This window comes from Brevundimonas sp. AVps23W, from assembly GCF_058681395.1.
The window spans coordinates 2,906,353-2,932,023 of the sequence record NZ_CM178738.1; the positions used below are offsets into that span (position 1 = coordinate 2,906,353).

A 25,671-nucleotide genomic window follows, 5' to 3' on the forward strand; every position below is an offset into this window, starting at 1 on the left:
TGACGCTTCAGTGCGACACGGTCGTCGTCACTTCCGCCTTGGCCTTGGTGCGGGCGCAGGCGATGGCGAAGCAGATCAGGACGACGTAGCCCGCCAGAGGAATGAAGAAGGCGGGCGTGATTGCACCGAGATTGTCCGCCACCTTCCCTGCAATGGGCGGCAAGATAGCCCCCCCGATGATGCCGAAAATTAAGAGGCCCGAAGTCGCCGATGCTTTGGCGCTGGACCGTTCCAGCGTCAGTGTAAAGATCGTCGGGAACATGATCGAGTTGAAGAAGCCGATAGCCAGGGCGGCGTAGGCAGCCGTTGCGCCCTCCGTCTGAGTAACGACGAGGGCAAGCACCGCTGCGGTGACCGTGCAGATCGAGAGAAGGATCGGCGCCCGCACGCGCGTAAGCAAGGCGCTGCCTACGAAACGACCAACCATCGCAGCGCCCCAATAGTACCAACCGACCATGTGGCCGGCCTCATGGGCGGCGACGCCTAAGCCTTCGCTAGAGCTGATGAACGGGATCAGCAGGGTGCCAATGGTTACTTCGGAGCCGACGTAAAAGAAGATGGCCAGAGCGCCGAACACGGCCCAGCGCGACTTGAAGGCGCTGAAGGGCGATACAACACCGACGGCGGGCTGGCTCTGCACCGCATTGTCGATCTGCTTACGCGCTGTCCAGATAAAGACTGCGACGACGGCGAAGAAGGCGCCGACGGCCAAGAAGGCTAAGTCAATGGAGCGCAACGATTCCCCGCGCGTCGCGGCGTTAATCACCGCATCCGCAGCAAAGACACCTCCAGTCAGTAGGACGGTCGATCCGATCACCGGACCCAGGGTGGCGCCCAGAGAATTGAAGGCCTGCGAGAAGGTTAGACGCAGGTGCGCGGTCGTGGGGGCGCCCAGCGAGGCCGACAACGGATTGGCGGCGACCTGCAACAGCGTCACGCCCGATGCTATGACGAACAGAGCCAACAACACCAGACCGTAGACATCCGCAATGGTGGCGACCGGCACTATCAGGCAGCCAACAACCATCGTCGATAGCGCCACGATGATAGAGCGGCTGTAGCCGAACCTGGATAGAACCCAAGCCGCTGGCAGCGACGCCAGACCATAGGCGATGAACCAAGCCGACGCGGTCAGCATAGCTTCCGCCAAGCTGAGATCGAACACTCGTTTCACCGCAGCGATCAGCGGATCGATCAGCGATGTCACGAACCCCCAAGCAAAAAACAGGCTGGTGACATAGGCGAAGGCCAGGGTCGTACCCTGGCGCTTTGCGGCCTCTGGAGCGGACATGAATTCCCCCTACGAATAGAACTAAGGACGGCCGCGCTTTGCCCGCGCGGTTCTGATCGTCTTGGTTCGGGCATCCCGAACGCGCCGTCCAGCAGAAAAGCGCCGGCTGTAACCAAACTTTGGCAGGCTGAACGGCCCGTTCGGCGCGTCGCGCCCTGGCTGTCGGAGCGAATTCAGATTTCACATTACGATCATATACCGTAACGTTATTCAGGTCTAAGACAGGCGCTCCAACCGATGGAGGCTGTGACTATGGGTGAAGCGTACTGGGGAGGAAAAGCCTCGGCGGGCGGCTGGTCGAGCGGCGTGTCGTGGGCCCTGGCCATCCTGACCATCGCCCTGGCTCTAGGATTGCAGTTCGTTCTTGGGCCCGGCGCCGGAATGGCCGTTCCGCTCCTGTTCGTCTTCCCGTTCGCCATCCTCCACGGGGCGCGCCGTTACGGCGCGGGGGGAATTCTCTTGTTTCTGGTCGTGGCTTACGTCGTAAGCAATGGGTTCGAAAACCTGAGCATCGTCACAGGTTTTCCATTCGGGAATTATCACTACACCGGCGTTTACAAACTGTTCTACGTGCCCACCGCAATCGGCGTAATCTATTTCGGCCTTGGATACGTTTGCTGGATGGTGGCGAGCACGCTTCTAGACCAGGCTGATGTGCATTTGGACTGGCGTAGAGGCTGGCCCCACCGCCTGAACACATTCGCCCTGCCCGTGGTCGCCGGGGCAGTGATGACGATGTGGGATGTATCGACGGATCATTGGGCGTCTACGGTCAGCAAGACCTGGATCTGGGAAGACGGAGGCGGTCTTTTCGGCGTGCCCTACAGCAATTATCTCGGCTGGTGGTTCGTGACCTGGTCCTTCTTCCAGATCTTCAGCCTCTATCTGACCTGGAAGCAGAGCAATACGGTCGGTCTCACGAGAATCGAAGCGCGTGGGGAAACCTTGCCGAGCGTGCTGATCTACGGATCAATCGGCCTTCAGTTTGGGTTGTATCAACTGGTCGGGCCGGCTGTGAACGGAACGGCCGTGGATGCAGTCGGGCAGGTGTGGGACAAGGCGGACATGTTCGAGACGATGGCGATCCTATCGACTTTCACCATGATCCCCGTCGCCCTTCTGGCGTTGTTCAAGATCTGGCGAAGGATATGAATGAGCGATAGTTTGAAGCAGCCGGATCGACTGACGGGAGATCAACCTACTCGCGCAGGACGCCCCAAGAGCCTCGCGATAGACCGGGCCATCCTGGAGTCCACATTGGACGTTCTGGCCGATGTCGGCTTCGACGCCCTGTCCCTGGCGGAGGTGTCCCGGCGCGCCGGCGGGTCGATCCCCGCGATCTACCGGCGCTACGCCGACAAGCGCGACCTGGTCCTCGCAGCCCTGCAAGGAGAACTGGCGACCCTGCCGGTCGCAGTCGCGGATACGGGCAATCTGCGTGACGATCTGGTTGAACTGGCGCGGACGATCGCCACGACCCTGACGGCGCGCAGGGCGCGCATCTTCGCCAGTGTCGTTTTGGCCGGTCGCGACGATCCGGAACTGCTCACGGTCCTGGCGGCCGACCTGCACAAGATGGGCGCCGCACACCTGAAGGAGGTGCTCGTCCGCGCCGCCCGAAGAGGAGAACGGTTGAAGCCCGGCGCCGCGTCCGAGGTGATCGCCGGCGTGCCGGGGGCCTATATTCTGGGCATTTCCCTGCTGGAGGGGCGTCCCCCGGACATGCGCCAGCTGGAGGCGCTGATCGACGCAGTCTTCCTGCCCGCCCTCCTGGCCTCCTGATATCCGTCGCAGCGGGTCCGCCGCGCCAAAAGAAAAGGCCGCCTCGTTTCCGAGGCGGCCCAGTTGGCTCAGGAGAGAAATCAGAAGCGGTAGTTCATGCCCACCGCGAAGGTCCGGCCGTAGCTCTGATAATCGATGGTCTGGCGCTCATCGCCGTTCTGGAAGGTCTTGAACGGTTCGTCGGTCAGGTTGTTGACCTGGGCCAGGACGGACAGGCCCTCCAGCGGCCCGGACTGGAACTCGTAGCCGACCTGGGCGTCGACGACGGTTTCCGCCGCCACCGAACGCAGGGTGCGGCCGTTGCCGAAGCCGGCCACCTCGCCCAGGTAGTCGGAGCGGTAGCGGGCCGAGATCCGCGACTGGAAGCCGTAGCGCTCATAGTAGACGGTGCCGTTCATGACGGTTTCCGACAGGCCCGGCATGGTCGTGGGGGCCTGGGTCGGATCCGGCTGGACCTCGCTGTCGGTGGCGGAGGCGCTGAACAGGGCGCCGAAGCCTTCCAGAGCGGGATGGATGATGTCGAACGGCGCCGAGACCGAGAACTCAATCCCCTTGATCCAGCCGCCGTCGCCGTTGTCCGGCCGCGAGGACAGGCCCTGGTTGATAACCGGCGTCACACCGCCCGTCGGATAGCCGGTGAAATCGACAATCTCGCTATGATTGTAAACATAGCTTTCGAGGTGTTTGTAGTAGGCCGCGACCGAGACATAGCCCTTGCGGTTGGCGAAATACTTCTCGACCGAGATATCCGCCACATCAGCGATATAGGGCCGCAGCTGGGGATTGCCGCCGCTGGCGCTCCAGGGCGACTGATTGTCCGGCTGGGCGGTGGGGATGTTGTTGGCCACGCTGAACGAATAGTTCTGCGAGGCGCGCATGTCGTCCATCCGCGGGCGCGCCAGAGTGCGAGCCACGGCGAAGCGGGCGAACAGGTCATCGCCGACTTCCAGGATGAAGTTCGAGCTGGGCAGGATCTCCAGATAATCCACACCGCCGCTGACGGCGATGGTTTCCGACACGCCGGGACCGACCTGGCGGGCAGAGAATCCACTGGACTGCTGGTCGGTGTAGACGAACTGCATGCCGACATTGCCGGTCAGTGGGCGACCGAACAGCTCATGGTCGATGTTGGCGCGGACATAGGCGGTCGAGACCTTTTCCGTCACTTCCCAGTTGCCGGCGGCGACGTCGGCGTTGGGGTTGCGCACTAGGTCGAGCAGGCCGCTGTTGACCAGGCCCAGGGCGTCGTAGCTGAGCACCTGCGAGATGCCGAGGTAGCCGAGGTCGGTCGGTTCCAGCAGATATTCCGACGGCACGAACAGGTCGCCGCCGCCGGGGACGCCGATGTAGTACTGATCGTTGACGAAGGTCTTGTTGCGCTCGGAATAGTTGAAGCCGAAGTCGATGGACTTGAATGGGCTCTGGTACAGGGTGTGGTTGGCCGTCAGGCGAACGGCCTTGATCTCGTCCTCAATGGACGGGGTGTTCATATAGCCGACCTGGCCGCCGGGGATGACATCCCCGCCCCAACCCTGGGCCGAGGTGATGCGGATCAGGGTCGGATCGGCGTAGTCGAGCTGGCTGGTGAAGCGGGTGACGCCGTCATCGGTCAGTTCGAAGCCTAGAGTGTCGAGGGCGCCGTTGATGTTGCGGCCCGTGCCAGCGTTGGTTTCCAGGATGATGTCGTTGCGCTCGACCTTCGAATAGCTAAGGTCCAGACCCAGGGTCCAGTCGTCGTTGGCGACGAACTCGGTGTTCCAGCCCAGGGCGGTGATCTTGCTGTCGCGCTTGTTCAGGTCGTTGCGGACGACGCCCTTGATGTTGTCCCAGGTTCCCGCGACGATCAGACCGTCTTCCACCGTGTAGCCGGGGCGCAGCGACGGGCCCGGACGGCAGACGTTGGGAGTGGCGACGTTGTTGGTGATCTGGCAACCGCCCAGAACCGTGTCGGAGCGACCGGGGCTTTCGGCCAGGCCGCCCCAAGCCAGCGGGAACTCGATGCCGCGCAGGACCTGGGTGTTCTTGAACTCGGAATAGAAGGCGTCGATCGTCGAGTGGATGCGGTCGTTCGGGCGCCATTCCAGCACGCCCATATAGCCGTCGCGCTCAAGCTCCGACGACATGACATAGGGTTTGACGCCGCCGGTCAGCAGATTGCCGTCAGAATAGGTCGGATAGCCCCAGGCGTTGAACCGTTCGGACTGATACGGCGAGCTCATGTGGGCGTAACCCAGGGCGACGCCCAGCGTCCCGTCCATGAACTGGTCGATGTAGGAAATCGTGTAGCGGTCGCCGCTGTCGGTCGTGCCCGAGTTCAGGGCGCCGATGTCGTTCCACTCATGCCGATAGTTCACGGCGACGGCCTGGCGGCCATAGGCCAGGGGGCGAATGGTGCGCATGTCGACGGTGCCGGCCAGGCCCTGGCCGATCAGGGCCGAGTCCGGGGTCTTGTAGACCGTCACGCCGCCCAGCAGTTCTGAGGGGAACTGGTCGAACTCGACGCCGCGATTGTCGCCGGTCGTGACCATTTCACGGCCGTTCAGCAGGGCGGTGGTGAAGTCGGGGCCGAGACCGCGGATCGAGATGGCCTGGCTGCGGCCGTCGAGGCGCTGCGAGGTCACGCCCGGCAGGCGGGCCAGGGATTCGGCGATGGAGACGTCCGGCAGCTTGCCGATGTCCTCGGCCGAAATGACTTCGACGATCGAGGTGTTGTTGGCCTTGGCCGAGATCGAGGCCTCGATCGAGCGGCGGATGCCGGTGACGACGATCTCGCCGACCTCGGCGGCCTGCTCGTCAGCCTGAACGGCGGTTTGGGCGTGAACATTGCTGACGGACATCAGCATGGCGGCGCCGAATGCGGCGCCCGACATCAGGCGCATGCGCCGGTTAAGACGTTGAGACATGGTCATCCTCCCTGAGGCTGTCGCGATTCTGAATGTCGCAACCGAAGCCTTCGCAAAAATATGCAAACATTTGTCATTCTTGCAAGCGGTTAATCTCTGCGGCGCATTTTGGCCGCACCTTAAGCTTGGCTTCCACCCCATATTAGCCGCTTTTGCGCCAGTTCATGGCGGATGAATGCTGCATCGCAGCATTCTAATGCGCGTTGACACATGACGCCGGGACTGCAAAATCTTGCAAATCGATCTGGAAGGCTTTGCACTTTCCGGACAGGAGGACGACCGGATGACGCTCAACCGACTGTGGAAGACGCCGAAGCGCGCCGTGATGATGGCTGCGGCCCTGCTGGCCTCGACCTCTCCCCTGCCCGTTCAGGCGTCGGACGCCTTGGCGGCGTTACGTAAGCGCCCGCCCCAGGACGAGGTCATCTATTTCCTGCTGCCCGACCGGTTCGCCAACGGTGATCCGTCGAACGATCACGGCGGCTATGCGCCCGAGCGGCTGAAGAGCGGCTTTGATCCGTCCGACACCGACTTCTACCACGGCGGCGATTTAGCCGGGGTGACGCAGCGGCTGGACTATATCCAGGGCCTGGGCGCGACGGCGGTCTGGCTGGCGCCCATCTTCAAGAACAAGCCGGTCCAGACGCACGGCGAATACACCGGCGCGGCCCACCACGGCTATTGGATCACCGACTTCACCGCCGTCGATCCGCATTTCGGCGATGAGGCGGCGATGCGCGCCCTGGTCGATGCGGCCCATGCGCGGGGCATGAAGGTCTATCTGGACATCGTCGCCAATCACACGGCCGACGTGATCCGCTATCGCGAGTGTCCCGACCGGCCCTGCGAATACCGCAGCCGGGCCGACTATCCCTACACCCGTCGCGGCGGGCTGGACGGGGCGGCGATCAACGAGGGTTTTGACGGGCGGGATTTCTCGCGCCTGACCCGGCCCGACTACGCCTACAGTCCCTATGTTCCGGCGGGCGAGGAGACGGCCAAGGTTCCCGCCTGGCTGAACGACCCGATCCACTATCATAACCGGGGCGACAGCACGTTTGCGGGCGAGAGCTCGCTGGACGGGGACTTCGCCGGCCTGGACGACCTGCTGACCGAAGATCCGGTCGTGGTCCAGGGCATGATCGACATCTTCGGCGGCTGGATCGACAAGTACGGGATCGACGGCTTCCGCATCGACACCGCCCGCCACGTGAACCCCGAGTTCTGGCAGGCCTTCATCCCCGCCATGCAGGAGCGGGCGCGGGCCAAGGGAAACCCGAACTTCCACATCTTCGGCGAGGTCTATGACCATGACCCGGCGGTCACGGCGCGGTTCACGCGGGTAGACGCCTATCCGGCCGTCCTGGACTTCCCGTTCCAGAAGACGGCGGTGGACGTCGCCTCGGGCAAGTCGGGGACCGACGCCCTGGCCAAGCTGTTCGCGGCCGACGCCGTCTACGCCAAGGGGGCGGAGACGGCCGCCATCCTGCCGACCTTCCTGGGCAACCACGACATGGGCCGGGCCGGCTTCTTCGTGAAACAGGCCAAGCCCGAGGCCGACGAGGCCGAGATCCTGGCGCGGGTGAAACTGGCCCATGCCCTGATGATGTTCAGCCGCGGCGTGCCGACCCTCTATTACGGCGACGAACAGGGTTTCGCTGGCGCCGGCGGTTACGGGAACTCGCGCCAGGACATGTTCGCCAGCCAGACGGCCGTCTATGCGGCGGAGCAGCCCATCGGCGGTCGCCAGACGCCCTATTCGACCGAGGCGCCCCTCTATACGGCCATCGCCGAGATGGCCCGGATCCGCGCCGCCGAGCCGGCGCTGCGCCACGGCCGTCAGGTCGTCCGCGCGGCCGGCGAGGCGCCGGGCCTGTTCGCCATGTCCCGCATGGACGAGGCCGGAGGGGAGACCCTGGTTCTGTTCAACACCTCGACCGCCGAAGTCACGGCCCAGGTCGAGGTGGAGCCCGGTTCGCGGCGGTGGCAGTCTGTTCGCGGCGACTGCGAATCCCAGGCTTCGGCCCCGGCCAGCTACGCCGTCCGCATCGCCCCTCTCGACTATCTGATTTGCAAGAGCGCCCCACAGTGAACGCCCCTACCCTCGACCTCGCGACCGCCGCCCAGCCGGCGACCGCCCACACTGAATGGTGGCGGGGTGCGGTGCTGTACCAGATCTATCCGCGCAGTTTCGCCGACGCGAACGACGACGGCGTCGGCGACCTGAAGGGGATCACCCACCATCTGGACCATGTCGCCTCGCTGGGCGTGGACGGGATCTGGCTGTCGCCCTTCTTCACCTCGCCGATGAAGGACTTCGGCTATGACGTCGCCGACTATTGCGATGTCGATCCGATCTTCGGAACCCTGGCCGATTTCGACGCCCTAGTGGCGCGGGCCCATGACCTGGGCCTGAAGGTGGTGATCGACCAGGTCTTCTCGCACACCTCGGACGAACACCCCTGGTTCCTGGACAGCCGCGCCTCGCGCCGCGGCCCGCACGCCGACTGGTACGTCTGGGCCGACGCCAAACCGGACGGATCGCCGCCGTCGAACTGGCAGTCGGTGTTCGGCGGTCCGGCCTGGACCTGGGACGCGCGTCGCGGCCAGTATTACATGCACAACTTCCTGGCCTCGCAGCCCCAGCTGAACGTGCGGAATCCCGAGGTACAGGACGCCCTGATCGCGGCGGCGCGGTTCTGGCTGGACCGGGGGGTGGATGGGTTCCGACTGGACGCCATCAACTTCTCCATCCACGACCTGAAGCTGACCGACAATCCGCCGATCAACGACGGCAAGAAACGCACCCGCCCGTTCGACTTCCAGGACAAGATCAACAACCAGAGCCAGCCCGAGATCATCGGCTTCCTGAACCGGATCCGCGCCCTGACCGACAGCTATGAGGGCCGGTTCACCGTGGCCGAGGTGGGCGGCGACCATGCCGACCGCGAGATGAAGGAATACACCGCCGGGACCGACCGCCTGCACTCGGCCTATGGCTTCCTGTATCTGTACGCCGACACGCTGAAGAGCGAACTGGTCGCCCAGGGCGAGACCATGTGGCCGGACCAGCAGGGCGAGGGCTGGCCCTCATGGACCTTCTCGAACCACGACGCGCCGCGCGCCGTGTCACGCTGGGCCCAGGGCCGGGACCGCAAGGCCTTCGCCGAGATGGCCCTGCTGCTGCTGGTCTGCCTGCGCGGCAATGTCTTCGTCTATCAGGGCGAGGAGTTGGGCCTGCCCCAGGCCGAGGTGCCGTTCGAGCGGCTGGTCGATCCCGAGGCCATCGCCAACTGGCCCGAGACCCTGGGCCGCGACGGCGCCCGGACCCCCATGCCCTGGCATGCGGATCAGGCCAACGCCGGCTTCTCGACCGTCGAACCCTGGCTGCCGGTCGATGCGCGCCACCTGCCGCTGGCGGTGGACGCGCAGGAGGCCGATCCGGCCTCGACCCTGAAGGTGGCGCGCCGGATGATCCGGCTGCGTCATCAGCATCCGGCCTTGCGCTATGGCGGGATGACGCCGATCGAGACCTCGCACCTGCTGGTGTTCGAACGACAGGAGCGCGGCGGGAGCGGAGAGCGGCTCCTGTGCGTCTTCAATCTGGGCCACGATCCCATCGACTGGCGTCCGCCGGTCGAGGCGACGCGGATCGAGGCGATCAACTGGACTGAGGCCGACGGCTCCACCCTGCCCCCGCTCGCCGGCCTGGTCTTCAGACTGGCATGAACCGGTCAGCCGCCACAGGTCTCGCGAACGATCAGATCGGTGGGAACGCGTTCCGACCGACCGGCCGTCGCGCCCCCGTGGTCCAGCAGTTTGGACACCATCAGCCGGCCGGCCTTCATCGTGTCCTGGGCGATGGTGGACAGGGCCGGGCGCGAGTAGCGGCTGAAGGGCACATTGTCGAAACCGATCACCGAGACGTCGCCGGGCACGGTCAGTCCGGCATGTTCCAGCGCGCGCACCGCGCCCAGGGCGATCTGGTCGGACGCCGCCACCACGCCGTCAAACCGCACGCCCCGGCGAACCAGGGCGTCAACGGCCGCCTCGGCGGACTCGACCTCGAAATGGGCGGGGACGATCAGTTCGGCGTCAACGGACAGACCCGCCGTCTCCAGCGCCTCCAGATAGCCCCGGTGCCTCTGCATCGCCTCGGGCGGATCCAGATCGCCCAAGAACACGATCCGCGTGCGCCCCAGCCGCGCCAGATGCGAGGTCGCGCGACGACCGCCCGAGAAGTTGTCGGAGCCGATGGAGCAATAGTCTTGTTCCGGCAGGTCGGCGCCCCAGACCACGAACCGGTAGTCACCGGCCGCCAGCCGGTTGAAGGCGGCGTGCAGGCTGGACTGGCCCAGGAAGATCACGCCGTCGGCGCGGCTGGTGTTCATCGCCGCCGCCAGTTCGTCATAGGTGGCGGGCGAAATATGGCTCATCAGCAGGTCGCAGCCGCGTTCGCGCGCCGCCTCGCCCACCCCGGCCAGCAGCTCCAGGAAGAAGGGGTCGGAGATCCGGCCTTCCCGTCCCTGGGGTCGTGGCGTCACCAGGGCGATCGTGCCCTGGGCCCCGATCGGGCCGGCGGGCATGTAGCGGCGGAACGGGTAGTCGTGCTCCTTCGCCAGCTTCCAGATCAGTTGTTTGGTGCGGTCGTTGACGGCGGGGCTGTCGTTCAGCGCCCGAGAGGTGGTGGCGACCGACACGCCGGCCAGGCGCGCAATGTCTTCAAGTCGAGTGGTCTTGCGGCTCAAGGTCGCGGGTCCCCAGCACAGCCTGTTTTGACTGCAAATTTTTCTGCAAACATTTCAGCCACCGTTCGCGGCGGTTGGCAAGAGGCGGCGTAACGGAGTTCCGATGATGAAGCGTAGATCCTTTCTGGCCCTCGGCGGCGCCTCGATCCTGGCCTTCGGCGCGACGGGCGTTCGCGCCCAAACCAGCCCGGTCCATGCCCGCGCCAGCTCGCCCGGCGGCGTCCTGACGGTCGAGGCCTTCACCGACAACGACGGCCGGCCGATGTACGCCGTCCTGCGTCAGGGGCGGATGGTCGTCGCTCCGTCGAAGCTGGGCTTCCTACTGACCGACGCCCCGGCGCTGGAGCGCGGTCTGGCCCTGACCGCCGGCCAACCGGTGACGGTGGACGAGACCTGGGAGCAGCCGTGGGGCGAGCGGCGGTTCATCCGCAACCACTACAACGAATGGCGGGTCAGCTACGCCGAGACCGCCGGCCTGCAACGCCGCGTTGACGTGGTGTTCCGCCTGTATGACGACGGCCTGGGCTTCCGCTACGAGTTCCCGGACCAGGCCGCGCTGAAGACGGTGCGCATCGGGTCGGAGATCACCGAGTTCAACCTGGCCGAAGACGGCGAAGCCCTATGGTGCCCGGCCTGGGAATGGAACCGCGAGGAATACCTCTACAGCCGCACCCCGATCAGCGCGGTCGGCAGCGCCCAGACGCCGATGACGGTCAAGGGCCAGTCGGGCCTGCACGTCTCGATCCACGAGGCCGCCTGCGTCGACTACGCCGGGATGAACCTGCGGCGGTCGGAGGAGACGAAGTTCCGCGCCCAGCTGACGCCGGGCCTGACCAACGCCGCCGTGGTGCGCCAGGCGCCGTTCCATACGCCTTGGCGGACGCTGCAGGTGTCGGACACTGCGGCGGGCCTGATCGAGTCCAGCCTGATCTTGAACCTGAACGAGCCCAACAAGCTGGGCGACGTGTCGTGGTTCAAGCCGATGAAATACGTCGGCGTCTGGTGGGAGATGCACCTGGAGCTGAAGAGCTGGAACTCCGGTCCCAAACACGGCGCCACCACCGAGAACGCGATGAAACACATCGACTTCGCGGCCAAGCACGGCTTCGGCGGGGTTCTGGTCGAGGGCTGGAACAAGGGCTGGGACGGCCAGTGGTTCGCCAATGGTTCGGACTTCAGCTTCACCGAGGCCTATCCGGATTTCGATCTTGAACGGGTCACGACCTACGCCGCTTCCAAGGGCGTTCAGTTGATCGGCCACCATGAGACCGGCGGCAACGCCTTCCATTACGAGCAGCAGCTTGAGGCGGCGATGGCGCTGTACGGCCGCCTGGGCGTCCATTCGGTCAAGACCGGCTATGTGGCCGACGCGCAAGGCGCGCGCGTCGCCGGGCCGGACGGCCAGATGGTCATGGCCTGGCACGAGAGCCAGGCGATGGCTCAACACCATATGAAGGTCGTCGAGGCGGGCGCGCGTCACAAGGTGGCGATCAACGCCCACGAACCGTTCAAGGACACCGGCCTGCGCCGCACCTATCCGAACATCATCAGCCGCGAGGGCCAGCGCGGCATGGAATATTCGGCCTGGGGCAACCCCGGTAATCCGCCCGAGCACGAGCCGAACCTGGTCTTCACCCGCCTGCTGGCCGGGCCGATGGACTATACCCCCGGCATTTTCGGCATGGAGACGCGCAGCCCCGGCGGGGTGCAGACCACCTGGGCCAAGCAGCTGGCCCTCTATGTCGTGATCTACAGCCCGATCCAGATGGCGGCCGATCTGCTGGTCAACTACGAGGCCAATCCGGCGCCCTTCCAGTTCATCAAGGACGTGCCCTGCGACTGGGCCGAGACCCGGGTGCTGGCGGCCGAGATCGGCGACTATGTCGCCATTGCGCGCAAGGACCGGACGTCCGACGTCTGGGCCCTGGGCGCCATCACCGACGAGCATCCGCGTGTTCTGACCGCGCACCTCGACTTCCTGGACGACGGTCGCCGCTATCGCGCGGAGATCTACCGGGACGGGCCTGACGCCGACTATCGCGGCAAGCGCGAGGACATCGTCATCGAGCAGCGCGAGGTGACTTCGGCCGACGTCCTGACCCTGGCCCTGGCGCCCGGCGGCGGCCAGGCGATCCGGTTCGTGCCGCTGGGCCGGAGCCGTCGTCGATGAGCGGCCCTCAACCCTCAAACCCGTCATCCTCGGGCTTGTCCCGAGGATCCATACTCCCGGTGTCCGCCGGTGCGCACCGTCTTCGACGGAGTCTATGGATCCTAGGCACAAGGCCTAGGATGACGACGATCAAGAGAGGCGTCGCATGACCCTGCTCGCCCACCGCCCGCGCCTGTCCGGCCTGGCGATCTGGAACATGTGCGTCGGCTTCTTCGGCATCCAGATCGGCTTCGGCCTGCAGAACGCCAACACCAGCCGGATCTTCCAGACCCTGGGCGCCGAGGTGGATTCGCTGGCGATCCTCTGGATCGCCGCGCCGCTGACCGGCCTCCTGGTTCAGCCGATCATCGGCCATTTCAGCGACCGGACCTGGACCCGGTTCGGGCGTCGGCGTCCCTATTTCCTGGTCGGCGCCATCGCCACCACCCTGGCGCTGATCGCCATGCCCAACAGCCCCGGCCTGTGGTTTGCCGCAGCCATGCTTTGGATCATGGACGCCTCGATCAATATCACCATGGAGCCGTTCCGCGCCTTCGTCGGCGACAATCTGCCGGAAGAGCAGCGCACCGCCGGCTATGCGATGCAGAGCTTCTTCATCGGCGCCGGCGCGGTATTCGCCTCAGTCCTGCCGTGGCTGCTGTCGAACGTGTTCGGCGTGGTCTCGACGGCCGAGGCGGGGGTCGTGCCCCTGTCGGTCAAGATCGCCTTCTATGTCGGGGCCGCCGGTCTGTTCTCGGCTGTGCTTTGGACCGTGCTGAGCACCAAGGAATACAGCCCCGAACAGATCGCCGCCTTTGAGCGCGCCAAACAGGCGGCCCTGGGCGCGCCTGCTGACGACGGCCCCGAGGCGCCGGCGCGTAGCGTTCAGGGCTGGATGACGTCGGGCCTGGTCTGTGCCGTGCTGGGGGGCCTGGGTTTCGTGCTGATCGGCGCGCTGAACCTGAAGAAGGAGCTGCTGGTCCTGGCCGGCTTCTTCGCCGGTTTTGGGCTGCTGCAGATCGCGGTCGGGATGATGCAACGCCGCCAGATCGTCAACGCCGCGACCGAGATCCTGAACGACATCTTCCGCATGCCCGAGACGATGCGGGGTCTCGCGGTCGTCCAGTTCTTCAGCTGGTTCGCCCTGTTCTCCCTGTGGATCTACACCACCGCCGCCGTGACCAGCGTTCATTACGGCACGACCGACACCACCTCGGCCGCCTATGCCGCCGGGGCCGATTGGGTCGGCGTTCTGTTCGGGGTCTATAATGGCGTGGCGGCCCTGGCGGCCTTCACCCTGCCGGTCCTGGCCAGGCGCATCGGCCGCAAGGCGACCCACGCCCTGATGCTGTTGCTGGGGGCGGCGGGCCTGTTCGGGGTCTTCGTCATCCGCGATCCGGGCCTGCTGTGGCTGCCGATGATCGGCGTCGGCTTCGCCTGGGCCTCAGTCGTTTCCATGCCCTACGCCATCCTGTCGGCGGCGGTGCCGGACCGGAAGATGGGCGTCTATATGGGCGTCTTCAACATCTTCATCGTCGTGCCCCAGCTGCTGGCCGCCACGGTCCTGGGCCTGATCCTGAAGACCCTGTTCGACGGCCAGGCCATCTGGGCTCTGGTGCTCGGCGCCGTCTCCTTCGTGCTGGCGGCGGCGAGCGCCCTGCTGGTGCGCGAACATTCCCCCTCCCCCACGCCCAACCCGTGAGGCTTCTCCATGCGTAAGTTCAAAACCCTTTGCCTGGCCGGCGCCGCCGGTCTGGCCGTCGCCTCGGCCGCGTCTGCACAGTCCGTCGCGCCCGGCGCGCCGGGCGACCTGCCGACCTGGTCCAGCGCCGCCAAGACCGGCGCCGGCGCGTCCTACGAAGCCTACGTCGACGGCCAATATCGCGACGGCGGCTCGACCGGGGCGGTGTCCAAGGTCTGGTTCTCGATCGCCGACGGCGTCCTGACCGAGACCATGTACGGCCTGATCCACGAGGCCCAGATCAAGGCGCTCCGCTTCGCCGTGGTCACACCGGATGGTCTGGCGCTGGAAGGCGACGACACCACGGCCAAGACAGAATACCTGCACGTGGACGCCGAGGGCCGCCCGCTGTCCCCCGCCTACAAGGTCACGACCCGCGACAAGGTCGGCCGGTTCGAGATCGAGAAGCGCATCTTCACCGACCCTGACCGCAACGCCCTGGTGCTGCGAGTCGTCATCACGGCACTGAGCGGCGAGGCCACGCCCTATCTGCTGCTGGAGCCGCACATCGCCAATACCGGGGTGGATGATCGCGGCGCCGTCACGCCCCAGGGCTTCCACGCCTGGGAGGGCTCGACACATCTGGTGCTGAAGCCCAGTGAGGCCTTCACTGCGGCCAGCGTCGGCTTCGTCGGGGCATCGGACGGCCTGACCGACCTGAAGGACGGAAAGCTGGACTGGACCTATGCTTCGACCGGCGAGACGGCGGGCAACACGATGATGACCGGCGCCCTGCCGCGCCTGCGCATGGGCGAGAGCGTTCAACGCGACTTCGTCATCGGCTTCGGCGACAGCGAGGCGGCGGCCCAGGCGGCGGCGGACGGCGCCTTCGCGACCGGACTGGACGAGGTTCTGGCCCGTTTCAACGGCGAGGGCGAGCGCATGGGTTGGGCGGACTATGTCGCCTCGCTGAGCGAGCTGCCGCGCATCGCCGAACAGGCGACCGACGGCGGCAAACTGGCCTATGCCTCGGCCCTGATGCTGAAGGTGCAGGAGGACCGCACCCACGCCGGCGCCCTGATCGCCTCGCTGTCCAACCCCTGGGGCGACACGGTGGACGCGTCGAAATCCTCGACCGGCTACAAGGCGGTCTGGCCGCGCGACTTCTATCAGGTGGCCATGGCCCTGGCGGCCCTGGGCGACAAGGAGACGCCGCTGGCGGCCTTCAACTATCTGCCCCAGGTCCAGGTGGACGCAAACACGCCCGGCAATACCGGCGTCGGCGGCTGGTTCCTGCAAAAGACCCATGTCGATGGCGAGCTGGAATGGGTCGCGGTTCAGTTGGACCAGACGGCCATGCCGATCATGCTGGGCTATCGTCTGTGGAAGATGGGCTGGCTGTCCGATGCGGAAATGGCCGACCACTATCGGTCCATGCTGAAGCCCGCCGCCGACTTCCTGGTCGATGGCGGCAAGGTCGGGCTGTTGTGGAACGACGCCGAGATCACGCCGCCCTTTACTCAGCAGGAACGCTGGGAAGAGCAGCAGGGCTATTCCCCGTCCAGCACCGCCGCCGTAGTCGCCGGCCTGACGGTTGCGGCCGAGATGGCCCGGGTCTCGGGCGATGCGGCGGCCGCGACCCGCTATCAGGCCGCCGCCGACAGCTATGCGTCCAAGATCGAAGAGCGGATGTTCACCATCAACGGCGACTTCGGCGACGGTCGCTACTACATCCGCATCACCCAGAACGAGAACCCCAACGACAAGGCCCCGATCGGCGCCGCCAACGGCCAGATCGCCCCGCCAGAGGATCGTGTGGTGGACGGCGGCTTCCTGGAGCTGGTGCGCTACGGCGTGCGCAAGGCCGACGATCCGCACATCGTCTCGACCCTGCCCGTCTATGACGACCAGTCGCTGGATGACTTGTACCGCGTCCGCTACGATTTCGGTGTGGAAGGCGACACGACGCCCGGCTGGCGCCGCTATGGCGTGGATGGCTATGGCGAGGATCATGTCACCGGCGCCAACTATGGCGTGGGCGGCGAGATGAGCCCCGGGCAACGCGGCCGGGTCTGGCCCTTCTTCACCGGGGAACGCGGTCACTATGAACTGGCCCGCGTCAGTGTGAACGGAACGCCGTCTGCGGCAGAGATCGCCGCCATTCGCCAGACCTATGTGCGCGGCATGGAGAGGTTCGCCAACGACGGCCTGATGCTGGCCGAACAGGTCTGGGACGGAGTCGGCGACCCCACCGCGCATGACTATGCCCTGGGTCAGAACACGGACTCCGCCACGCCCCTGGCCTGGACCCATGCCGAATATCTGAAGCTGCTGCGGTCACTGGCGGACGGCAAGGTTTGGGACCGATACGACCCGGTCGCGAACCGCTACGCCAGGTAAAGAAAAAGGCCCCGGAGATCGCTCTCCGGGGCCTTCATCCTATTAGCGGCTAACCTAAGATCAGAAGGCCAGCTTGATCGTGCCGACCACGCGGTCCTCGGCGCCAGGCGCGCCGTCCACGTCGGTGTCGTGGTAGCGTACGTCGAGCGCCAGATTGTCAGTCAGGGCGTAGGCGACGCCGGCGTTCCAGGTCACATAGTCGTCGGTGACGTCCAGCCACTGCTGGCCGACGGCGCCCGAGATGGTCCACTTGTCAGCGGGGCTGAAGGCGCCGTTGATTTCGGCATAGGTGGCGGCTTCATCGACGCCGAAGAAGTCGGGCGAGTAATAGACGGCGGCGCCGATGGTGGCGGGTCCGACGGCGCGCGAAGCGGCGGCCTTGAACTCGGCGTAGTCGTAGTCGGCCCCGTCCGGCGTGCCCACGTACAGATAGCCGATCACGCCGAAGTCGAGGGCGAAGCCGGCAGCTTCGGTGCGGTAGCCGCCGTAGATGTCCACTTCAGCGTCGGTATCGTCACCGAAATCGACGTTCGAAGCCCAGCCGCCGGCATAGAAGCTGCCGGACGTCAGATCGACGCCGGCCTGGATGGCGGGATCTTCGCTGGTCTGGCTGAAACCGCGGAACACATAGTCACTGACCACGGCGGCGTTGAAGGCGACGTCCATGTCACTTTGCGCCGAGGCGGGCGCCGCCAGGCCGATCAGGCCGGTGGCGAGGGCCGCCGCAGCGGCGGAACGGAAGAATCCAAACTTCATAGTGATATCCCCTTGATTATATCTGTTTCTTTAGCGCCGAGGCGGGCTCGGCAGGCAGGACGCGGCCGGCGGAGCCGCGTCCCGTTTCCGTCAGTGGTCGAGGCTCTCGCCGTGCAGCGAGGTGTCCAGACCGGCGGCTTCTTCCGCCTCGCTCACGCGCAGGCCCGTGGTGAACTTGCAGATGACGAGGATGACGAAGGTGCCGACCGCGCTGTAGGCGATGGTCCAGGCCAGGCCGAGGGCCTGGGCGCCGACCGTGGCGCCTTCCGACAGGCTGTTGATCGCAGTGGTCGCGAACACGCCGGTCAACAGGGCGCCGATCAGACCGCCCGCGCCGTGGATGCCGAAGGCGTCCAGGGAGTCGTCGTAGCGCAGCAGTTTCTTGATCCAGACCGACGAGATGTAGCAGACCGGTCCAGCGATCAGGCCGATGATGACCGCGCCCTTGGGATCGACGAAGCCGGCGGCCGGAGTGATGGCGACCAGACCGGCGACCACGCCCGACAGCATGCCGATCAGCGAGACCTTCTTCTTCTCGATCAGCTCGATGATCTTCCAGGTCAGGGCGGCGGCGGCGGCGGCCAGGACGGTGTTCAGCAGAGCGACGCCCATCAGTTCGTTCGCAGCGCCCGCCGAGCCGGCGTTGAAGCCGATCCAGCCGACCAGCAGCAGCGAGGCGCCGATCATGGTCAGAACCGGGTTGTGCGCGATGATGGGTTCGGCGCCATAGCCCTTACGACGGCCCAGGAAGATGGCGCAGACCAGACCGGCCACACCCGAGTTGACGTGAACGACCGCGCCGCCGGCGAAGTCCAGCACGCCGGCGGCGCCCAGGAAGCCGCCGCCCCACACCCAGTGACAGATGGGCGAATAGACCAGCAGCGACCACAGGGCCGTGAACAGCAGCAGGCCCGAATATTTCATCCGCTCGGCAAAGGCGCCGGTGACCAGGGCCGGGGTGATGATGGCGAAGGTCATCTGGAACGCGATGAACAGGTATTCGGGAATGCCCGTCAGCAGGCTGTTGGCCGTTCCCAGGGTCACGCCGTTCAGGAACAGCATCTCGATGCTGCCGACATAGGGCTGAAGCGCCGCGTCCGGATTGGCGCCGAAGGCGATGCTGTAGCCGGCGATGAACCAGACCAGCGACACGACGGCGAAGACGCCGACCGACTGGGTGATGGTGGCGATGACGTTTTTGCGGCGCACCATGCCGCCGTAGAACAGAGCCAGACCCGGCAGGGTCATCAGCAGGACCAGAGCGGTGGAGGTTCCCAGCCAGGCCGTGCCCGCGCCGTCCAGTTCCAGCGCCGATTGGTGCGCCAGAAGAGCGGGAGCCGCCTCGGGCGTCTGAGCGAAGGCGCCGCCCGCATAAAACAGTCCGATGGTCAGAAGCAGGAGCGCGAGGGCTCCCGGAAGTCGATTCCAGACACGCGACATGAGCAAAAATCCCCCTTAGCAATCTCGCAGATGCGAAGGTTTTACTGCAATCGCTTTTGACGCAAGAGGCTTGACCGTAAACGGTGCAACTTTCTTGCAACGGTCATTAATAAAAAAGAAGCCCCACATGATTCTTGCGTCATGCGGGGCTTTTGGCCTCAGTTCATGTTCCAGCAAACGGAGTTTGCGGTACGAAATTCAGGCCCCGATCAGGTCACGCCCAGTGCATTTGGACCCGATGCGCCGCCGCCCAATGGATGGCTCGAATTGCGTCGATGACCGCCTCGGTCGCGGCGCGGGTGCCCAGCGCCCCGCCCAGGTCCGCCGTGACGGCGCCGGCGGCGAGAACAGCCGCAACGGCGGCCTCAATCGAATCAGCCTCGTCCTCCAGCTTCAGGCTGTGGCGCAGCAGCAGGGCCGCCGAAAGGATGGTTCCGACCGGATTGGCCAGATCCTGTCCGGCGATGTCCGGTGCAGACCCGTGAATCGGTTCGAACAGGCCGGGCCCCTCCGTGCCCAGCGACGCCGATGGCAGCAGGCCGATCGAGCCGCCCAGCACCGAAATCTCGTCCGACAGGATGTCGCCGAACATGTTCTCGGTCAGGATGACGTCGTATTCACGCGGCTTCCTGATCAGGTGCATCGCCATGGAGTCGACCAGGGCATGTTCCAGCTCGATCTCGGGGAATTCCTCGGCATGGATGCGAGTTACGACCTCGCGCCACAAACGGCTGGTCTCCATGACATTGGCCTTGTCGACCGAGGTCACCTTGCCGCGGCGCTGACGGGCGGTCTGGAAGGCCGCGCGGGTGACGCGCTCGATCTCCAACACCGTGTATTCGCACAGGTCGGTGGCGCGGTCGGCGGTGCGGGTCTTCTCGCCGAAATAGACGCCGCCGGTCAGTTCGCGGAAGACGATCAGATCGACGCCTTCGACGATCTCGCGCTTCAGCGGCGAACGGTGCGCCAGCACCGGCGACACCTGCAACGGCCGCAGATTGGCGAACAGACCCATCGCCTTGCGGATCGCCAGCAGACCTTCCTCGGGTCGGCGCTTGCCGCCATCCCACTTGGGTCCGCCGACGGCGCCCAGCAGAACCGCGTCGGCGGCGACGCAGGCCGCGCGGGTCGCCTCCGGCAGGGGCTCGCCCGTCTCGTCGATGGCGGCGCCGCCGATCAGGTGTTCGGTGAAGTTGAAGCTGTGGCCGTAGAAGTCGCCGATCACGGCCAGGACGTCGCGCGCGGCGCGCGTCACTTCCGGTCCGACCCCGTCGCCGGGCAGCAGAACGATATTATAGGTCTTGGGGGCGGCGTTGGTCATCGGACGGTCTCTCTCGAACGCTCATAGGCTTCGATCTCAGGCAGGTTTGATTGCAGCCAGCCCAGGGTGTCCACCCCGTTCAGCAGGCATTCGCGCGCGAAGGATTCGACCCCGAACGGCACAGGTTGAGCATTGCCGCGCCGGATCTGGTTGGCCTGAAGGTCGATCGTGACCGGCTGATCCGGCTGCGACGCCAGATCGTCCCAGACGTCCTGGCTGACGACGATGGGCAGTAGGCCGTTTTTCAACGCGTTAGATGTAAAAATGTCAGCGATCTCGGTCGAGATCACCGCCCGGAACCCATAGTCGTACAGGGCCCAGGGGGCGTGTTCGCGCGACGAGCCGCAGGCGAAATTCTTGCCCGCCAGCAGGATGCGATGCTCGGCCGGGTCGATCCGGTTCAGGATGGCTTCAGGCTTCTCCGACCCGTCGGCCTCATAGCGCCAGTCATGGAAGGCGGCCTTGCCCAGACCCTCGCGCGAGGTCGTGGTCAGAAAGCGCGCGGGGATGATCTGGTCGGTGTCGATATTGGCCTGGCTCAGGATCACTGTCCTGGAGGTCAAAACCTGGAAGGGTTCAGACATTGACTGCCTCGCTCAAAAAGACGCGGGGGTCAGTCAGCACCCCGGCCACAGCCGTCGCCGCCGCCGTCGCGGGGCTGGCCAGGATGGTGCGCGCGTCCTTGCCCTGGCGGCCCTCGAAATTGCGGTTGGAGGTCGAGACAGCCAGTTGTCCCGGCGCGACGAAGTCGCCGTTCATGGCGATACACATCGAGCAGCCGGGAATGCGCCATTCGGCCCCGGCGGCGATGAAGACCTCATGCAAACCTTCCGCCTCAGCGTCGCGACGCACGGCTTCGGAGCCCGGCACCACCAGCATTCGCAGGCCCGGCTTGACCTTGCGACCGCGCAGCACCTCGGCGGCGGCGCGCAGATCGGGAAGACGGCCGTTGGTGCAGGAGCCGATGAAGACCACATCCACCGGCTGGGTGGTCGTCGCCTCTCCGGCGGTGAAGCCCATATAGGCGATGGCCTTGCGGTCGGAATCCGACTGGGGCTGGGGCACGGGCGAACCGATGGGAGCGCCGGCGTCCGGCGTCGTGCCCCAGGTCGCCATTGGACGGATCGCGGCGCCGTCGATGACGACTTCCTTGTCGAACGTCGCGCCCGGGTCCGTGGCCAGCGTCAGCCATTCGGCCGTTGCAGCCTCGTAGTCAGCGGGGACGTGCTTGCGGCCGCGCAGCCAGTCGATGGCGGTCTGGTCCGGAGCGATCATGCCCGCGCGGGCGCCAGCCTCGATGGACATGTTGCACAGGGTCATCCGCCCTTCCATGTCCAGCGACCGCACCGCCTCGCCGGCGTATTCGATGACATAGCCGGTGCCGCCGCCGAAGCCGATGGCGGCGATCACGGCCAGTGCGACGTCCTTGCCCGACACACCGGGCTGCAGTTCTCCGGTCACCGTCACCCGCATGGCCTTGGCCTTGCGCTGCAACAGGCATTGGGTCGCCAGGACATGGCCGACCTCGGACGTGCCGATGCCGAAGGCCAGGGCCCCGAAGGCGCCATGCGTCGCCGTATGGCTGTCGCCGCAGACCACGGTCATGCCCGGCTGGGTCAGACCCAGTTCCGGCCCCATCACATGGACCACGCCGCGATCATCGGAGTCCCAGCCGGCCAGCGGCACGCCATGGGCGGCGCAGTTCTTCTCCAGCCGATGCACCTGGGCTTCGGCCTGGGCGGTGACATAGGGCTTCAGCCCGTTCAGCCCCGCCGGCAGGGTCGGGGTCGAATGGTCCAGGGTGGCGTAGGTCCGGTCGGGGCGGCGGACCTTCAGTCCGCGCGCCTCGATCTCGCTAAAAGCCTGCGGGCTCGTGACCTCGTGGACCAGGTGCAGGTCGATATACAGAACCCCGGGCGTGTCGGCCGTCTCGGGCCGCACGACGTGGGCGTCCCAGACCTTGTCGAACAGGGTTTTCGGATCAGGCATACTGGGCCACCGTCACGCCGTCGACACGGTCGATGATGGCGATCAGTTCGGCGTCGCTGATCTCGCCGATCTGGTCGGCGCGCTGCTTGAAGCCGGCGACCACCGCCGCCAGGCGTTCGCCCTCGATGGGACGGCCGATGGTTTCGGCGCGTTTGGCGATGGCGTGGCGGCCGGAGTGTTTGCCCAGCACGAACCAGCTGCCCTCGAAGCCCACGTCCTGGGGACGCATGATCTCATAGGTGCGGCTGTCGGCCAGCATGCCGTGCTGGTGGATGCCGGCCTCGTGGGCGAAGGCGTTGATGCCGACCACCGACTTGTTGCGGGCGATGACCGTCTCGGTGATCTCGCACAGGATCTTGGAAGCGCGGACCAGGTGGCGGCTGTCGGCGCCGGTGGTGACGCCGTAACGATCCTCGCGGACCTTCAGCGCCATGATGACTTCTTCAATTGAGGCATTGCCGGCGCGTTCGCCGATGCCGTTGATCGCGCCTTCGACCTGACGCGCGCCGCCCTGGATGGCGGCCAGGGAGTTGGCGACCGCCATGCCCAGGTCGTCGTGGCAGTGGGCAGAGAAGATCACGTGGGGATGGCGCTTGTGGATCCGAGCCGCCAGGGCGCGGAAGGTCTCGCGCACTTCTTCCGGCGTCGCGTAGCCGACGGTGTCGGGCACGTTCAGCGTCCGGGCGCCGGCGTCGGCGGCGGCCTCCAGCACATCGGCCAGGAATTCGGGCTCGGTGCGGAAGGCGTCCTCGGCGGAGAACTCGACGTCGTCGAACAGGCTGGCGGCGTATTCGACCGAGCGGACGGCCGTCGACAGCACCTCGTTGGTCGACATCTTCAGCTTGGCGGTGCGGTGGATCGGGCTGGTGCCGATGAAGGTGTGGCAGCGACGATGCGACTTGGGCGCCGGTTGCAGGGCGCGGAAGCTGGCGTCGATGTCCTTTTCGTTGGCGCGCGACAGGGAGCAGAAGATCGGCCCCTCGATCTCGCCGGCCACGCGGCGGATGCAATCTTCGTCGCCCGGCGAGGCGGCGGCGAAGCCGGCCTCGATAACGTCAACGCCCAGGTCCTTCAGGACCTGGGCCATCTTCACCTTGGCTTGGGCGCTCATGGAGAAACCGGGCGCCTGTTCCCCGTCCCGCATCGTCGTGTCGAAGACGATGACCCGGTTGGGGTCGGCGGCGATCTCCTCAGTTCGGGATACGCCGGATACTCGTACTTTTTCGGCGGTCATTACGCGGCCTCGGATTGAATAATGTCGTTGCCGATTCGGCGTACGCCGAACAGGCGGTCGATCTGGCGGCCCAAATTGTCAATACACCGGCCCGCGTCGCGGCCGCGTACGGTCAGGGCGATGCGGCGGAAGGTTCCCTCGTCGGCCATGTTCATGCCGTCGATATGGAAGCCGCGGCGCTCCACAAGGCCGATGAGACGCTGAAGCGAACCGTCCGCGCGGTCGATCTGGATGTGGATCGTGTTGCTCATCTCAGGAGCCCTCCATCATTTCGGCGTTGCTCTTGCCCGGCGGAACCAGCGGCCAGACATTGTCTCGGGGATCGATGACCACATGGGCCAGGCAGGGGCAGTCGGCGGCCAGCAGGCGCTGGATGCCGTCCGACACCTGATCGCGGCGATCGATACGGAAGGCCTCGATGCCAAAGGCCTCGGCCACCTTCACGAAGTCCGGATTGTCGGACAGATCGATCTCGGAATAGTTCTCGGCGAAGAACAGCTCCTGCCACTGGCGCACCAGGCCCAGCGAGGAGTTGTCGATCAGCACGATCTTCAGCGGGATGCCGTAACGCTTCAGCGTCGCCAGCTCCTGGATGTTCATCATGAAGCCGCCGTCGCCGGCGATGGTGACGACCGTCGCCGACGGATCGGCCAGCTTGGCGCCGATGCCGGCGGGCAGGCCGAAGCCCATGGCGCCCAGGCCGCCCGAGGTGATGTGGGCTTCGGGCCGCGAGAAGCGGCAGTGCATGGCCGCCCACATCTGGTGCTGACCCACGTCGCAGGCGGCGACGAAGTCATCGCCGGCCGCTTCCGACACTTCCTTCAGCAGGGCGGGGGCATAGACCCCCTCGCCCGGCGCGTCATAGCGATAGGCGCCGACGGCGGCGGCCTGGGCGCAGTCCTCGGACCAGGACTGGATATCCAGGGCCGGGCCGCCGGCCATCCGCGCCGTCAGGGTCTCGATCCCGTCCCTCAGCTCGCCGACGACGGCGACATTGGCCGCCCGCAGCTTGCCGACTTCCGAGGCGTCGATGTCGAAATGGACGATGCGGGCATTGGGTGCGAACTCGGCCAGCTTGCCCGTGGCGCGGTCGTCGAACCGGGCGCCGACGACGATCAGCAGGTCGCTGTCCTGCACCGCATGATTGGCGGCGCGGGCGCCGTGCATACCCAACATGCCCAACATGCCCGGCGCATCCGTCGGGATGGTGCCCAGAGCGTTCAGGGTCGAGACCTGGGGGATGCCGGTCGCGGCGACGAAGGCGCGCAGGGCCTCGGTCGCACGGCCGATCTTCACCCCGCCGCCGATATAGACCAGCGGCTTCTTGGCGGCCCGGATCGCGGCCTCGGCGGCGGCGATGGCGTCGTGGTCGATGCGCGGCGTCTCATTGGGAATATGGAAGCCGTAGTCGTCGCTGGTCGTGGCGAACTGCACGTCCTTGGGCAGATCGACCAGGACCGGACCGGGGCGGCCCGAGGCGGCGATATGGAAGGCCTCCTCGATCGCGGCCGGAACCTCGGACGCGTCGCGGACCAGGATCGAGTGTTTCACGATCGGCAGGGTGACGCCCAGGATGTCGATCTCCTGGAAGGCGTCGGTGCCCATCAGGCCCTGGGCGACATTGCCGGTGATGCAGACCATCGGCACCGAATCCATCATCGCATTGGCGATGCCGGTGATCAGATTGGTGGCGCCGGGGCCGGAGGTGGCCATGCACACCCCGACCTTGCCGCTCTTGCGCGCATAGGCGTCGGCGGCGAAGGCCGCGCCCTGCTCGTGGCGGACCAGGATATGCTTCAGCTTGGACCCTGCCAGGGCGTCATAGACCGGCATGATGGCGCCGCCCGGATAACCGAACACCACCTCCACGCCCAGCCGCTCCAGGGTGGAGACCAGCAGGCGCGCCCCCGATTGAGGGGCGGCCTCGGCTGAGGATTTGAAGGCGGCGGCGGTCATCAGGGTCATCCGGTCTTTCGC

Annotated in this window: 18 protein-coding genes; 7 read left to right on the forward strand and 11 right to left on the reverse strand. The window is 65.9% G+C overall.

The genetic code is table 11. The features are described 5' to 3' along the window. Positions 1-7: 7 nt before the first annotated feature. Positions 8-1,291, reverse strand: coding sequence for a sugar MFS transporter (locus tag ACW177_RS14115; RefSeq protein WP_492026309.1), 1,284 nt, complete (start codon positions 1,289-1,291; stop codon positions 8-10). Positions 1,292-1,543: 252 nt separating this feature from the next. Here ACW177_RS14115 and ACW177_RS14120 point away from each other — a divergent pair, with 252 nt between their 5' ends. Further along, on the forward strand, positions 1,544-2,443 hold the full coding sequence (locus tag ACW177_RS14120) for a carotenoid biosynthesis protein (RefSeq protein ID WP_492026310.1): 900 nt from the start codon (positions 1,544-1,546) through the stop codon (positions 2,441-2,443). Continuing rightward, positions 2,444-3,073, forward strand: coding sequence for a TetR/AcrR family transcriptional regulator (locus ACW177_RS14125; protein WP_492026311.1), 630 nt, complete (start codon positions 2,444-2,446; stop codon positions 3,071-3,073). An 80-nt stretch (positions 3,074-3,153) separates the two neighbouring features. Here the strand turns inward: ACW177_RS14125 and ACW177_RS14130 are convergent, their stop codons facing one another. Continuing rightward, positions 3,154-5,976: a TonB-dependent receptor gene (locus ACW177_RS14130; protein WP_492026312.1), complete on the reverse strand. Its 2,823-nt coding sequence runs from the start codon at positions 5,974-5,976 to the stop codon at positions 3,154-3,156. Positions 5,977-6,259: 283 nt separating this feature from the next. Here ACW177_RS14130 and ACW177_RS14135 point away from each other — a divergent pair, with 283 nt between their 5' ends. Both ACW177_RS14135 and ACW177_RS14140 read left to right on the forward strand, forming a co-directional pair. Continuing rightward, positions 6,260-8,068, forward strand: coding sequence for an alpha-amylase family glycosyl hydrolase (locus tag ACW177_RS14135; RefSeq protein WP_492026313.1), 1,809 nt, complete (start codon positions 6,260-6,262; stop codon positions 8,066-8,068). Then, positions 8,065-9,705, forward strand: a complete 1,641-nt coding sequence (locus ACW177_RS14140; protein WP_492026314.1) for an alpha-amylase family glycosyl hydrolase — start codon at positions 8,065-8,067, stop codon at positions 9,703-9,705. Before ACW177_RS14135 ends, ACW177_RS14140 begins: the two co-directional genes overlap by 4 nt. Positions 9,706-9,710: 5 nt before the next feature. Here the strand turns inward: ACW177_RS14140 and ACW177_RS14145 are convergent, their stop codons facing one another. Beyond that, positions 9,711-10,724 carry a LacI family DNA-binding transcriptional regulator gene (locus ACW177_RS14145; protein ID WP_492026315.1) on the reverse strand — a complete coding sequence of 338 codons (1,014 nt, stop codon included), beginning with the start codon at positions 10,722-10,724 and terminating at the stop codon, positions 9,711-9,713. A gap of 103 nt (positions 10,725-10,827) precedes the next feature. Here ACW177_RS14145 and ACW177_RS14150 point away from each other — a divergent pair, with 103 nt between their 5' ends. The 3 genes from ACW177_RS14150 to ACW177_RS14160 all read left to right on the forward strand — a co-directional run bounded on the left by ACW177_RS14150 (position 10,828) and on the right by ACW177_RS14160 (position 16,954). Beyond that, positions 10,828-12,894 (forward strand): glycoside hydrolase family 97 protein, encoded by a 2,067-nt coding sequence (locus ACW177_RS14150; protein ID WP_492026316.1) that lies wholly within the window; start codon positions 10,828-10,830, stop codon positions 12,892-12,894. Between the two features lie 145 nt (positions 12,895-13,039). Beyond that, complete coding sequence (locus tag ACW177_RS14155; protein ID WP_492026317.1) at positions 13,040-14,575, forward strand: MFS transporter; 1,536 nt, start codon at positions 13,040-13,042, stop codon at positions 14,573-14,575. A 9-nt stretch (positions 14,576-14,584) separates the two neighbouring features. Continuing rightward, complete coding sequence (locus tag ACW177_RS14160) at positions 14,585-16,954, forward strand: glucan 1,4-alpha-glucosidase (protein ID WP_492026318.1); 2,370 nt, start codon at positions 14,585-14,587, stop codon at positions 16,952-16,954. Positions 16,955-17,014: 60 nt separating this feature from the next. Here the strand turns inward: ACW177_RS14160 and ACW177_RS14165 are convergent, their stop codons facing one another. The 8 genes from ACW177_RS14165 to ilvG form a co-directional block, all read right to left on the reverse strand. Continuing rightward, the gene (locus ACW177_RS14165; RefSeq protein ID WP_492026319.1) at positions 17,015-17,710 is read right to left on the reverse strand and encodes a TorF family putative porin; all 696 of its coding nucleotides are present in this window, start codon (positions 17,708-17,710) and stop codon (positions 17,015-17,017) included. A gap of 90 nt (positions 17,711-17,800) precedes the next feature. Beyond that, entirely contained in the window at positions 17,801-19,150 is a 1,350-nt protein-coding gene (locus tag ACW177_RS14170) for an ammonium transporter (protein WP_492026320.1), read from the reverse strand. A gap of 214 nt (positions 19,151-19,364) precedes the next feature. Continuing rightward, entirely contained in the window at positions 19,365-20,471 is a 1,107-nt protein-coding gene (gene leuB / locus ACW177_RS14175; RefSeq protein WP_492026321.1) for a 3-isopropylmalate dehydrogenase, read from the reverse strand. Beyond that, the gene (gene leuD, locus ACW177_RS14180) at positions 20,468-21,055 is read right to left on the reverse strand and encodes a 3-isopropylmalate dehydratase small subunit (protein ID WP_492026322.1); all 588 of its coding nucleotides are present in this window, start codon (positions 21,053-21,055) and stop codon (positions 20,468-20,470) included. The genes leuB and leuD overlap by 4 nt, the downstream gene beginning before the upstream one ends. After that, positions 21,048-22,460 (reverse strand): 3-isopropylmalate dehydratase large subunit, encoded by a 1,413-nt coding sequence (gene leuC, locus ACW177_RS14185; RefSeq protein ID WP_492026323.1) that lies wholly within the window; start codon positions 22,458-22,460, stop codon positions 21,048-21,050. The genes leuD and leuC overlap by 8 nt, the downstream gene beginning before the upstream one ends. Further along, complete coding sequence (locus tag ACW177_RS14190; protein ID WP_492026324.1) at positions 22,453-23,694, reverse strand: 2-isopropylmalate synthase; 1,242 nt, start codon at positions 23,692-23,694, stop codon at positions 22,453-22,455. The genes leuC and ACW177_RS14190 overlap by 8 nt, the downstream gene beginning before the upstream one ends. Next, positions 23,694-23,945, reverse strand: coding sequence for an ACT domain-containing protein (locus ACW177_RS14195; RefSeq protein ID WP_492026325.1), 252 nt, complete (start codon positions 23,943-23,945; stop codon positions 23,694-23,696). The genes ACW177_RS14190 and ACW177_RS14195 overlap by 1 nt, the downstream gene beginning before the upstream one ends. 1 nt (position 23,946) lies before the next feature. Then, positions 23,947-25,659: an acetolactate synthase 2 catalytic subunit gene (gene ilvG / locus ACW177_RS14200; protein ID WP_492026326.1), complete on the reverse strand. Its 1,713-nt coding sequence runs from the start codon at positions 25,657-25,659 to the stop codon at positions 23,947-23,949. Positions 25,660-25,671 lie beyond the last annotated feature (12 nt).

Bases quoted from the DNA above. Each gene is read 5' to 3' on its own strand.
- ACW177_RS14115 (WP_492026309.1), bottom strand. From the start codon at position 1,291: ATGTCCGCTCCAGAGGCCGCAAAGCGCCAGGGTACGACCCTGGCCTTC.
- ACW177_RS14120 (WP_492026310.1), top strand. From the start codon at position 1,544: ATGGGTGAAGCGTACTGGGGAGGAAAAGCCTCGGCGGGCGGCTGGTCG.
- ACW177_RS14125 (WP_492026311.1), top strand. From the start codon at position 2,444: ATGAGCGATAGTTTGAAGCAGCCGGATCGACTGACGGGAGATCAACCT.
- ACW177_RS14130 (WP_492026312.1), bottom strand. From the start codon at position 5,976: ATGTCTCAACGTCTTAACCGGCGCATGCGCCTGATGTCGGGCGCCGCA.
- ACW177_RS14135 (WP_492026313.1), top strand. From the start codon at position 6,260: ATGACGCTCAACCGACTGTGGAAGACGCCGAAGCGCGCCGTGATGATG.
- ACW177_RS14150 (WP_492026316.1), top strand. From the start codon at position 10,828: ATGATGAAGCGTAGATCCTTTCTGGCCCTCGGCGGCGCCTCGATCCTG.
- ACW177_RS14155 (WP_492026317.1), top strand. From the start codon at position 13,040: ATGACCCTGCTCGCCCACCGCCCGCGCCTGTCCGGCCTGGCGATCTGG.
- ACW177_RS14160 (WP_492026318.1), top strand. From the start codon at position 14,585: ATGCGTAAGTTCAAAACCCTTTGCCTGGCCGGCGCCGCCGGTCTGGCC.
- ACW177_RS14165 (WP_492026319.1), bottom strand. From the start codon at position 17,710: ATGAAGTTTGGATTCTTCCGTTCCGCCGCTGCGGCGGCCCTCGCCACC.
- ACW177_RS14170 (WP_492026320.1), bottom strand. From the start codon at position 19,150: ATGTCGCGTGTCTGGAATCGACTTCCGGGAGCCCTCGCGCTCCTGCTT.
- leuB (WP_492026321.1), bottom strand. From the start codon at position 20,471: ATGACCAACGCCGCCCCCAAGACCTATAATATCGTTCTGCTGCCCGGC.
- leuD (WP_492026322.1), bottom strand. From the start codon at position 21,055: ATGTCTGAACCCTTCCAGGTTTTGACCTCCAGGACAGTGATCCTGAGC.
- leuC (WP_492026323.1), bottom strand. From the start codon at position 22,460: ATGCCTGATCCGAAAACCCTGTTCGACAAGGTCTGGGACGCCCACGTC.
- ACW177_RS14190 (WP_492026324.1), bottom strand. From the start codon at position 23,694: ATGACCGCCGAAAAAGTACGAGTATCCGGCGTATCCCGAACTGAGGAG.
- ACW177_RS14195 (WP_492026325.1), bottom strand. From the start codon at position 23,945: ATGAGCAACACGATCCACATCCAGATCGACCGCGCGGACGGTTCGCTT.
- ilvG (WP_492026326.1), bottom strand. From the start codon at position 25,659: ATGACCCTGATGACCGCCGCCGCCTTCAAATCCTCAGCCGAGGCCGCC.